The sequence below is a fragment of the Phycisphaerae bacterium genome (genome assembly GCA_028714855.1).
GTDB lineage: Bacteria > Planctomycetota > Phycisphaerae > Sedimentisphaerales > Anaerobacaceae > CAIYOL01.
Window position 1 is genome coordinate 197,239 of sequence record JAQTLP010000004.1, and the last position, 11,445, is coordinate 208,683.

Genomic DNA, 11,445 nt, shown 5'->3' on the forward strand with positions numbered 1-11,445 from the left:
CAGAGGAAAGAGGTGTTTTTGGCCTATTCGCCTGCCGGCAATTCACTTAAAGTCCAGTAGATATTAATTGTCCTGATTGTCTCCACAAACTCTTTATAATCAACGCTTTTAAGCATATAACCGGCAACACCGAGTCCAAAGCTCTTGATTTTATCCCGTTCTTCCTGAGAGGTAGTTAAAACCACGATTGGAATCTCTTTTAATTTATCATCGGCTTTTACGACTTGCATAAATTCGATGCCGTTCATCCTCGGCATATTCAAATCCAGAAGGATAATACACGGTATCTTATTCTCCTGGTTTTTTAAATACTTCAGCGCTTCCTCTCCATTAAGGGTATGGACCAATGGATTTGCAACGTTCAGGTCCTTAAACGCCCGCTTAACGGTCATTGCGTCGATGCTATCGTCTTCAACCAACAACACCGGCCTGGATGAGTTCCTCATTTTTTTTAGCTCCTATATTCTGCTTTGGTAATGTAAAGAAGAAGGTGCTGCCCTCACCGACTTTTGACTGTACCCATATTCTGCCATTGTATAATTCCACGATTTTCTTTATCACAGTGAGGCCGATACCTGTGCTTTCACACTCATCGCGCGGCGCCAATGTCTGGAAAAGCTGGAAGATTTTTCCGAAGTGTTTTTCTTCGATGCCGGGTCCATTATCGGCAACACTAAACTTCCAGAAGCCATCTTCTTCGACACAGTCAACTTTTATTTGGCCTTTCGGTTTATCTATATATTTCACGGCGTTGCTCAGCAGGTTCTGGAACACCTGCATAATGCGAGTCGGGTCACACTCAATCGCAGGCAGCGTGTTTTCGATTGTAATAGTAACGTTTTCCGGCGGAGCAATCATATCAATAATCTCTGTGACAAGCTCATTTAGATTTACCACGACCTTTTCTTTTTCAATACGTCCGATTCTGGAGTACCGCAAGATACCGTCAATGAGGTTGTGCATTCGGTTCGCGCGTCTCATAAGTAAATTCATTTGCTCTTTGCCGTTATCATCGAGTTTATCTGCACAATCGGCAGATATCCATTCCGCAAGAGTCTTGATTCCTCGCAGCGGTGCTTTCAAATCATGTGAGACTATGTATGCGAAGTTTTTTAGTTCCTGATTTGTCTTTTCCAACTGCTCGAGCAGTTGGGCCTGTCGCTGCTCTGCCTGCTTACGTTCTTGAAAGAACCCGCCTATTCTGTAGAGGGCTGCATTGCCGGATATATCAGGATGACTTTGCAGATAGTCTTGAAGGTACTGATTAATCTTAGAAGGGTGTGCCATAATGAAGCGGCAGGTACTATCACCCTTGGCTTTGCACATTATCTCAGAGGCAACCAATGGAATCCCAAAGCTCTCCTCGCACCATCCAGATGAATATCCGGCATTCATGGCGCAAACACAGAAAGTACTCTTTTTTCCGTTCTTCTCCCAGGCATCGGCCTCGAACGAAAATGGGTGATCGTATATAAGATAGTAGTTCTCGTCAGGCGTTGGTCTTGACTCGGCCGATATATCGACAAAAGCCCAACCTGTATGAGCGAAATGAATCGGACCTGCAGAGAGTTTCTCTATCGGGTCCTGCACACCCATTTTTTGGTGGAAGTTTTTGGCATCCATCTTTCCAATAGCATGTGCGACATCAAAAAGAAGGCTCCTTGTTATTTCCGACGCTTTTTCATCCCCCAAGTCTTTGAACATATCCTTTATGGTATCGAAGAAATCCACCGACATCGAAGCTGCTCTGACAAGAATATATCGTTGGCCAAATATTTCTATCTTGCCCTTCGATGGATCTTCCTTTTTTTCGCCGAAGTACCTTCTCACATAGTCCTGGGCCTTCCGGAAAATCGGCTCGAACTGTTCTGGAACACTTACGGTATCTAACATATACCTTTCCTTCATTATGTCAGTGAACTTCTGACCATCAGATAGCACCTGTCAGCGTTATCAGGATGATTTTAATTAATAATACTGGCTTCAAGTTTCGCATCTTTAACTTCTATTTCCTGCTTTGGCAATGTAAAGAAGAATGTGCTTCCCTGCCCTGGTTCTGATTCCACCCATATTTTGCCATTGTATAATTCCACGATTTTCTTTGCCATAGTAAGGCCGATGCCTGTGCTTTCAAACTCATCACGCGGCGTCAATGTCTGGAAGAGCTGGAAGATTTTTTCGAAGTATTTTTCTTCGATGCCAGGGCCATTGTCGGCGATATGGAATTTCCAGAAGCCTTCTTCTTCGAGGCATCCAACCTTGATTTGGCCTTTCGGTTTATCCATATATTTCACGGAGTTGCTCAGCAGATTCTGGAACACCTGCATAATGCGAGTCTGCTCGCACTCGATCGTAGGCAGCTCGTTTTCGATTGTAATGGTGATGTTCTCCGGCGGGGCAATCGCGTCGATAACTTCTGTGACAAGCTCATTCAGATTCACCATAGCCTTTTCTTTTTCAACACGTCCGATTTTGGAGTACTGCGAGATTCCGTCAATGAGGTTGTGCATTCGGCTTGCGCGCCTCATAAGTAAATTTATTTGCTCTTTGCCGTTATCATCGAGCTTGTCTGCATAATCAGTTGATAGCCAATCAGCCAATGTACTAATCCCGCGGAGCGGAGCTTTCAAATCATGTGAGAGTATGTATACGAGACTTCTTAGCTCCTGATTTGTTTTTTCCAGCTGCCTGAGCAGATTGGCCTGACGCTGCTCAGCCTTCTTGTTTTCGGTGATATCCCGGAATATACCCTGCAGTATTTTTTTGCCTCTGAATTCAAGCAGAGTGGCCTTTATTGCAACATCTTTTATTTCTCCGGTTTTGGTGATAACCTGCGTTTCGATGGTCTGGCCCCGGTTTTCTTCGAGATGCTGCCTGAAAGTCTTATTAAATTCTCCTTCAATCATTTCCGGAGGATGAAGAATCTGGTGCGATTTACCAATCAGTTCTGTTTTTTCCCGGCCAACCAGCGCTGTTGCGGCGGGGTTACAGTCGATTAGTATGCCTGTTTCTGCATCGGCTACGAAGATAGCATCCAACGATCCCTCAAACTGCGTTCTGTATTTTTCTTCAGTTTTACGTAACTGCTCTTCCGCCTTCTTGTTCTCGGTGATGTCGCGGAAACTCCATACTCGTCCTACAATTTTATCACCTACTTTTTGAGGTTGCGAAAACCTTTCAAATATACGACCATCCTTGAACTTTAACAAATTAGAAGATTCCTCCTCGGTACCGGCGTAAAGCCTTTGAACTTCAGCCAGAAATTCTTCAGGGTTTGTTAGTTGATCCAGTACGAACGCGAGCAATTTATTATCGTCTTTGCTTTCAATTATTTCGTTAGGAACTCGCCACATCTGCTGGAACTTCTTATTGCTACTGATAATCATCCCATTGAGGTCAGCGACAAGAATACCATCTGCGGTTGACTCAAGGGTTGCCGTAAGGAGCGAGAGCGTTTGTTCGATTTTTTCCTGTGCTTGCCTGCGGTCGTCGACTTCCTGACAGAGTTTTTTATTTGTTTCCGTGAGTTCCTCAGAGCTTGTATCGAGTGCGCGCTCGATTAAGTTCCGGTCTGCATCAAAGCTGTCGTAGGCATCACTTATGGCTTTAAACAACAGTTCAAGGGCTTGCGGAGCGGAATCTACATCTCCGAAGAATTTCTTAATCTGACGCTGCAGCAACTTATTCATGGTTCAATGCTATCTTTCAGAAAAAGTAGTTATTGTCATGGTCTGATTGTGTAATTCTGGTTGTTTTTCATCAGGTCCAATGGGGCATATTTCACCATACGAATAAAAGCCCGTTAAGGCGGTGCCTGCACCGAGCGTATCTTGGACACACTCTATTTCTTCATCAATTCTCTGCTTTAGCACCAACTTTCGGCCAACACAACTAACGAGTATGGCCAAATCCGGGGCAGGTGAACCTAATGTCAGGGACTGCTTAGCTGACTCTGCAGCGCCATCCACTAACCGTTCGAAATTGGCTTTCATGAGACGCGCACAATTACCCTCCGGCACATCTCCTGCAAATGTCATACTTCCGTCATTCTCGTTGACCGACAGAATGGTCCGGACAACTCGTTTGCCCCCCCCATTCAAGGAAATACTCAGCGGAAACAGTAGCCCCGTGGCCGGCAAGCCATTGGCCTGCTCGCCAAGATACTTCTTATATAGCTCCAAAGCGGCTTGTCCATCAAGTTCATAGAGAATGTTTGCTTTTGAGCGTGTGACCCGTCGGTCCGGACCGAATGAGTCCCAGCCTCCTTTCGAACCATAGCCTATCCGTAAAGAGTCACCATAGAAGCCTATTACCGCGACAGCGTTCTTCCTTAAAACATTGTCTATTAACACCATGGTTTCTTTAAACCTGTCTTGATCCCCGGCCAGACCACCGGTCACAGCCACGTTGACAGGAAGTTTGCTTCGTAGTCCCTTAACCAGTTCGCTTCCATTAACATTCAGACCTTCTGACAGTACAAAAACATGAGACAGTCCATTGGGATCCAGAGCTTCACACAATTTTTTACCTGCGTTGAAACTTTCTTCCATATTATTCAGTGTAGTCTCAGCGAACTGCAGCCTGGTATTCTCAAAAAATACTCCCGTTGCTGTGAGTGAGTTGTCGAAGACGCGACGGCCGATTATCTCACCTGCTGTCGAGCAGCCGATGATGCGGCCTTGAGGGAAAAACTGCTTGATTTCTTGTAGTCGTGATTCCTGTCTGAGGACCGTGTTGTCACCGAACACAAGAACTAATTGAACTTGCTCGCTGACTCCATTCGCAGACAGTGTTTGCCACCCCGTTCCTTCAGTCCAGTGCTTTTGTATGATTTTCATAATTACTCTCCTACGTTATGGAGCGTTGTTTTACCATATACTGAGCGTTTATCACCAAGAGGCGGCACGTGAGGTTTGCCACGCACCATAATTCATCTTCTTTATTAACAGAATCTTCAATAGAGATCTGATTATTTGTAATCAACAACGGTTTCAAGTTTCGCGTCTTTGACTCCTGTTTCCTGCTTTGGCAATGTAAAGAAGAATGTGCTTCCCTGCCCTGGTTCTGATTCCACCCATATTTTGCCATTGTATAATTCCACGATTTTCTTTATCACAGTAAGGCCGATGCCTGTGCTTTGAGACTCATCACGCGGCGACAATGTCTGGAAAAGCTGGAAGATTTTTCCGAAGTGTTTTTCTTCAATTCCGGGTCCATTATCGGCAACACTAAACTTCCAGAAGCCATCTTCTTCGACACAGTCAACTTTTATTTGGCCTTTCGGTTTATCCATATATTTCACGGCGTTGCTCAGCAGGTTCTGGAACACTTGCATAATGCGGGTCGGTTCACACTCAATCATAGGCAGTGTGTTTTCGATTGTAATAGTAACGTTTTCCGGCGGAGCAAGTAGATCAATAATCTCTGGAACAAGCTCATTTAGATTCACCACAACCTTTTCTTCTTCAACACGTCCGACTCTGGAATACTGCAAGATACCGTCAATGAGGTTGTGCATTCGGTCCACGCGACTTCCAAGCAGGCTTATCTGCTCTTTGCCGTTATCATCGAGCTTATCTGCGTAATCGGTTGATATCCATTCCGCAAGGGTCTTGATTCCCCGCAGCGGCGCTTTCAAATCATGTGAGACTATGTATGCGAAGTCCTTTAGTTCCTGATTTGTCTTTTCCAGCTGCTCGAGCAGCTCGGCCTGGCGCTGCTCTGCCAGCTTGCGTTCGGTGATATCTCGCGAGACGGCCAACAAACGGTTAATGCTGCCATCAGCGTCTTTGATGGGCGTAATGATAACCTCCCACCATTTTGGCTTGCCTTTAGCTGTTTGGAAATACCCATAAAAGATACCTGTATCACCTTGTTTGGCCTTTGAAATAGCTTCGAGGCAATCCTCTTTTTCCTTACCTTTCCAATAATCAACAAATGACATATTCAAATAAGGCGTTATATCATCGATCTCGAGTATTTTCTGCCCACCTTCGCTCATCGACAATAAACGCCCTTCCAAATCTAAAACTTTGATACAGTCACTACTGCTCTCGATGATACGCTTGGTAAATTCCTCGCTTTTCCGCAGGACCTCCTCCGCCTTCTTGCGCTCGGCCATCTCTCGATTGAGATTATCTATCGATGTGGTCGTTTTGCGCAGGTTCCCTGTCATCTGGTTAAAAGCTGCCGCTAAATCCCCTATCTCATCATTCTTTTTAATTTCTATTTGCGTGTCTAACCTGCCTTGGCCTATTCTAACGGCAGCATCTCTCAAGCTTATTATTGGTTTTGCAATTCTTTTTGAAAGAAAGACGCCGAATATAATGGCCAAGGCAAAGCTTAGAAGCATAATTAATCCAGATATTACGAGCGTGGTAATTACAGTTTCATATGCCTCCAGAACCGGTAATTCAACCACAACTGCCCAGTCAGGCGTGCCAAGATGCGCATGGTTAGCCACAACCAGGTTTTCTTGGATACCTTTTACTACCTTGGCACCGTCTTTATGGGTTAATAAATCCCCCTTTACAAATTTATTTACCTCATTCAGATAAATTAAATTTTCTCCCTTTAAAACACGGCTGACATCACCAGAGGCTATGAGCTTGCCCTGCCTGTCTACCACATAGGCCCGGCCTTTATTACCAACCTTTATTCCGCCCACTAAATCCCACATGAATTTTAAGTTCACCTCAGCTGCCAATGCTCCTTGAAAATCGCCGAAAACATTTATGACCGGAACAGCCATCATTACCATTGGTTCACTGGTTATTTCATCAATATATACAGAGCTGATGTATATTTCCCTCTGCCTTGTTTGAGAAAATAGTTCGCTGCTGTCCTGCTCTATCTGCTTTTTCATCTGACCTGCCAGTAAATTCGATAAACGGGAGTCTCTTAGCAATTCCTGTTCCTGCGCGTTGAACAGGACCAGCTGGCGAAAGGCCGGCTCGCAACCAAGTAATTTTTCCAGAATCAGTTTTTGCTCCTGCTGAGAAGAAGCTATCAGATCGCCAAGACCTGCTGCTGTTTTCAACACATCAAATTTTCCCTGAACAAAACTCTTTACCGTATTGGCCGCATTTTGAGCAATGAATCGTTGCTCATTAATAATGAGTTTTTGCTGGTTTTGGAGGCTGAAATACATACTTAAGCTGCCGGCAATCAACAGGACTGCCACACTCAAGGCTAAAAAAGCAATAGCTAAGGTAACAGTTAAACTGCGGAATTTCTTTGCTTTTTTCATTTCAAGATTCAACCTTTAACGAATTATCTCATCTGCCTTGCTCAATAAACCTTCAGGCACCGTCAGCCCCAGTTCTTGAGCCGCTTTGTAATTGAACTGGAAAAACCCCTCTGCTGAAACAACCGGGATGGTGCTGGCCGGGGTACCTTTGAGGATTTTGTCGGCCAGGATCGCTGTCTGTTTGCCCATATTGACGGTATTAACGTTCACACCAAAAACAGACCCATAGTCTCCCACCAACATTAAGGCACCGCCAATAGGCACCTTGTGTTCAGCCGCAAACTTACCCATTACTGCAAAAGCATCAGCCGTCACGCCAAGAGGTTCAGCAATTATCAGCATGGCATCTATACCAATATCAGCCGATTTAGTCCGCGCATCCAGTTCAGCCTCAAGTTCTGCCGCATTGTCGGCGGGACATTCCACCAAGGTTACACCCGAGGCCTCTGCCACCGGGTACAATACCTTTAACTGGCTGGCTACAATAGGGTAGCCTCGCTGATAGGGTATCCAGATTCGTTTGACCTGCGGCACCAACTCGAGCATAATCTCAAAACGCTTGACCGCGAGGTCTGGGCCGGGGTAGCGAACACCGGTGATATTTCCTCCGGGCTGGCGTACGCTGTCAACCAGGCTGGTGTCTTCTATGTTGGCAAAGGTAAAAAGCACCGGGATGTTTGTCCCTTGGGTGGCTGCCTTAGCAGCCATGGATACCTCAGTGGGAAACGTAAAAATCAGGTCAACTTTATCTTTTACAAATTGCCTGAGAATTTGCTCTTCTTTGGCAGGTTCAAAGTTCGTTCTCTGTATGTCATAAATGATGTTTTCCCCCTCGATGTAGCCCAACTCGGTCATTTTGGCCTTGAAGCTATCTGGTATATCGGCAATATAATCTAGGCCGCACAGAATACCCACGCGATATACCTTTTGCGTTTTTTTACCACAGCCGCTCAAAAGTGTACAAATCGCAACTAATAGAATTAGAAGCAGTATTTGCCGTCTAAAACTGATTTGCTTACTTAGATTCATTTTAATCACCTTTTTTTCAGTAATAATAATTTAACGAATTATTTTCTTTGCTCTGCTTAGCAAGCCTTCAGATACTGTCAAGCCGAGCTCTTGAGCTGCTTTGTAATTCAGCCATAGATAATTCGCCGGTGTTGCTAACATAATAGAGCCGGCTGGAGTGCCTTTGAAAATTTTGTCAGCTAAGGGCGCGGCCATTTTGCCCATTTCAAAGTCGTCAGGAAGAAAACTGAATACAGCGCCAAGGTCTAACGTATAGGGCACGCCACCGCCAACTGGTATATGATATTTATTAGCAAACTTGATTATCACCCCAGAAGCACTTGGCGACTGAGAAAGGGCCTCAGGCAGAAGCAGAATGGCATCTATGCCGACATCGCCAGATGCAGCTCGTGCCTGCAGGTCAGCCTCAACTTCGTTAGCATCAGTGTGAGAAGATTCCACTAAGGTTACACCCAAAGACGAAGCCGCTAAGCGCAGCGCATCCAGCATAATGGGCGTGTTAGGATAACTTGGGTCATAGGTTACCCAAACTCGTTTGGCCTGTGGCTTCAATTCAATCATAATCTCCAGATGTTTAACCACGTTGTCCGGGCCGGGGAAGCGAACGCCGGTTATATTCCTGCCTGGATGGGCCACGCTCTCTATCGGAATGTTTCCTTCTACGCCACACATAGCAAAAACCATTGGGATGCCTTTCCCGTGGGCTGTACTATAAGCCGTAACGCTTGCGCCGGTTGGAAAAGTGAAAATTAAATCAACCTTATCGTTTATAAATTTCTCAACAGTCTGCTTTTCCCCTTCGGGGTCAGCGTCCTTTACTTGCACATCATAAACGATGTTCTTGCCCTCTATGTAACCCAACTCTGTCATTCCGGCCTTGAAGCCCTCTGCTATAGTGAGCATAGGGGCAAAGCTCGTCAGAATACCCACCCGATATACCTTTTGCGTTTTTTTACCACAACTGCCCAAAAGTGTACCAATCGCAACTAACAGGATTAGAAACAGTATTTGCCGCCTAAACCTGATTTGCTTGCTTAGATTCATTTTAATCACCTTTTTTTCAGTAACAATCTAACGAATTATCTCATCTGCCCTGCTTAACAGGCCTTCATTCACTGTCAGCCCCAGTTCCTGAATCACTTTGTAATTTAACCTCAGATGATTATCTGGGGTGACAACCATGGTTGTGCTGGCCGGGGTGCCTTTAAAGATTTTGTCAGCCAGGGTTGCAGCCAGCGCGCCCAGTTCAACATTGTCGGGGGCTAAACTAAACATGGCCCCATGCTCCATTGTATAGGCCAAGGCACCGCCAATAGGCACCTTATGTTCATTCGCAAACTTGGTGATTACCTCAAAACCATTAGGTGACTGGGTAAGAATCTCAGGCATAATCAGAATGGCATCAATGCCAATATCATCTAATTTAGCTCGTTTCCGCAAAGCAGCCTGAAGTTCTTCCAAATTATTGACAGGGTCTTCCACCAATGCTATACCCAGGGACAAGGCTGCCGGCCGCAACTGCTCAAGCGAGCTGGATGCAGTAGGGTAATTAGGGTCATAGATTAAATAAACTCGTTTGGCTTGCGGCACCAGTTCATGCAGGATATCAAGACGCTTAATCGTCAGTTCCGGGCCTGGGAAGCGAACACCGGTTATATTTTCTCCCGGTTGTGGCACACTTTTTACAAGGTTATTTCCTTCTATGCCGGCTAAGGCAAAAACCACGGGGATGTCTGTCCCCTGGGTGGCTGCCTTAGCTGCCACTGCCGGCTCGGTGGGAAATGCAAAAATCAGGTCAACCTTATCGGCAACAAATTTCTGGGTGACCCGCTTCTCCTCTGCAGAGTCAGCGGTCAATTTCTGGAAGTCATAAAAGATGTTCTTGCCCTCTATATAGCCCAACTCGGTCATTTTGGTTTTGAAGCCATCTGCTATATTGGCGAAAGGTTCTGCGCCAGACACAATACCCACCCGATATACATTTTGTGTTTTTTTACCACAACCGCTCACAAACACACAAAACATAACCAACAGGGTTATAGCCAGTATCCGCTGTATAGTAATATGTTTTGTGTTCATTTTTTTGACCTTTGTGCCTTCTCCTATCCAGTAGTCTATTTTTAGAACCTGTAGGTCGCGTTCACTCCGCACCAGAGCTCGTTCTCGTTATTAACAGATTCATCCATTGAGATTTGATAGTTTACAAATGGTGTAATCGTCAAGTTGCCTCTTCCGAAGTTTGTACTGGCGCCAAGAACAACATGGGACCAATCATGGCTAGCACCGAAGCCGAAGCCGTCGTTATAGGTTATATCACCCGAAAGTCTGAAAGTCTGACCCTTACCAACGGCCCAGAAATCAGGTGCGTTAAGGTCGTACGCCAGGCCGAAAACGTGAATAAAGCCTTCACTTTCTTTAAGATTGGTATTGCTTCTGGTCATCCACAACGTTCCAAAGTAATAGTTAGGTACCAGCCCGCTGTCGCCTAAAAGTTTTGGCCAGGCAAAGGTTATGCCAACTTCCTGGGAGTCGGACTTTGCCCCATCTATTCTCGGAAAGCCGTAATAGAAGTAGTTGGCAGTGTAGTTGGTGACATAAGGCGTATCTTTCAGGAAAGCTCCTGTGTAGAAAAGGGCATATATTGTCTCAAAAGTCTCATCAATATGGCCCGCGGTGGGATAAGCATGTATGTATTTCCCACTGAAGCCTGTATCACCCAGAGTTACACCAACCGCAGGCATGACGATCCCATGGTCACTAGACAGGTCAAAGCCGTGCCAGATATTTTTGCTCTGGACCGTAGTAGTTAAGTCAACCGAAATCTTGCCCTCGATACCACGCCGGATATCCAAAAGCTCAAAACCATACCACAGGTACTTGATTACGGGCATAGCATTCGCATCAGCTTCCAGTTTGCCTTTTTTGGTTTCCTGAGCAGCCTGACAAATACTCCCCATACTCAACAAAAACACAATATTTATTAGAGTCATTCTGGTCTTCATAATTGTTCCCCATAAATTTATTGAAGTGTTTAGGTTTGGCGGTGTTTATCTACCGCTTTTACCGCTGCCGGAGCAGCAACGGGCTGGACGCTGGACTTCGGGAGGGTAAAGCAGAAGCTGTTACCCTGTTTATCTTTACTCTCGGCCCAAATCCATCCGCCGTGC

General features: G+C 45.5%; 9 protein-coding genes. All 9 read right to left on the bottom strand.

The features are described from left to right. Positions 1-23: 23 nt before the first annotated feature. Positions 24-446, bottom strand: a complete 423-nt coding sequence (locus PHG53_04800) for a response regulator (GenBank protein ID MDD5380943.1) — start codon at positions 444-446, stop codon at positions 24-26. Beyond that, on the bottom strand, positions 412-1,893 hold the full coding sequence (locus tag PHG53_04805) for an ATP-binding protein (GenBank protein MDD5380944.1): 1,482 nt from the start codon (positions 1,891-1,893) through the stop codon (positions 412-414). The genes PHG53_04800 and PHG53_04805 overlap by 35 nt, the downstream gene beginning before the upstream one ends. Positions 1,894-1,964: 71 nt before the next feature. Then, positions 1,965-3,689 (bottom strand): PAS domain S-box protein, encoded by a 1,725-nt coding sequence (locus PHG53_04810; GenBank protein MDD5380945.1) that lies wholly within the window; start codon positions 3,687-3,689, stop codon positions 1,965-1,967. A gap of 9 nt (positions 3,690-3,698) precedes the next feature. Continuing rightward, complete coding sequence (locus tag PHG53_04815) at positions 3,699-4,838, bottom strand: FIST C-terminal domain-containing protein (protein MDD5380946.1); 1,140 nt, start codon at positions 4,836-4,838, stop codon at positions 3,699-3,701. Between the two features lie 131 nt (positions 4,839-4,969). After that, complete coding sequence (locus tag PHG53_04820; protein ID MDD5380947.1) at positions 4,970-7,249, bottom strand: ATP-binding protein; 2,280 nt, start codon at positions 7,247-7,249, stop codon at positions 4,970-4,972. A 15-nt stretch (positions 7,250-7,264) separates the two neighbouring features. Beyond that, on the bottom strand, positions 7,265-8,278 hold the full coding sequence (locus PHG53_04825; protein MDD5380948.1) for an ABC transporter substrate-binding protein: 1,014 nt from the start codon (positions 8,276-8,278) through the stop codon (positions 7,265-7,267). 30 nt (positions 8,279-8,308) lie between these two features. Continuing rightward, complete coding sequence (locus tag PHG53_04830; GenBank protein ID MDD5380949.1) at positions 8,309-9,322, bottom strand: ABC transporter substrate-binding protein; 1,014 nt, start codon at positions 9,320-9,322, stop codon at positions 8,309-8,311. A 27-nt stretch (positions 9,323-9,349) separates the two neighbouring features. Continuing rightward, a complete protein-coding gene (locus PHG53_04835) occupies positions 9,350-10,357 on the bottom strand; it encodes an ABC transporter substrate-binding protein (protein ID MDD5380950.1) in 1,008 nt (335 codons plus the stop codon). A gap of 41 nt (positions 10,358-10,398) precedes the next feature. Further along, positions 10,399-11,280 carry a hypothetical protein gene (locus tag PHG53_04840; GenBank protein ID MDD5380951.1) on the bottom strand — a complete coding sequence of 294 codons (882 nt, stop codon included), beginning with the start codon at positions 11,278-11,280 and terminating at the stop codon, positions 10,399-10,401. Positions 11,281-11,445: the final 165 nt, after the last annotated feature.